The following is a 506-nucleotide window of genomic DNA, read 5'->3' as shown; positions in this document are numbered from 1 at the left end:
CTTAGAATTTGATAATCACTTCTGAATCCAAATGTCTGATGCAGCTGGTCAGTAATAGCCGTCCGAGTGTAGTTAGGTAGATAACCAAAACCAGGCAGATACTTAAAGGTGTATGAACGTAAGGTTTCAATGAGTTCAGTACATGTGAATTGCTTCTGAACCGCCAGCTCTAAGTAGCGATAGAGTATAAGAGCAAGAAAGCAAGTTGTAAAGTGAGCAGAAATGCGATCTTCTCGACTTAAATAAACTGGTCTAGCTTTCAATTCATGTTTCATAATACGGAAACATTCTTCAATCTCCCATCGTCTCTGATTAATGGAAACAATGGTCTCAATCGAATCGTCTAAGTTTGTCGTCACCGCATAAATCCCATCAAATCTAGCTTCAGAAACAATTCGTTCTTCATCCAACTCAATAAACGTTTTCTCAGCTATTTCCCCATCCCTTGTTGTCTCTATTACTTTTAGGAAACGCTTGGGATCTGTAGATTGTTTCTTTTTGTAGTC

The 506-nt window shown here is 38.5% G+C and carries 1 protein-coding gene; it reads right to left on the bottom strand.

The genetic code is table 11. The annotated features are described in order from the left end of the window. The coding region (locus F9856_RS12085; RefSeq protein WP_202106738.1) for a transposase at nucleotides 1-506 on the bottom strand (506 nt) is incomplete at both ends.

Source organism: Streptococcus suis, assembly GCF_016743335.1.
GTDB classification, from domain to species: domain Bacteria; phylum Bacillota; class Bacilli; order Lactobacillales; family Streptococcaceae; genus Streptococcus; species Streptococcus suis_Y.
This window is presented reverse-complemented; position numbering and strand designations above follow the sequence as displayed.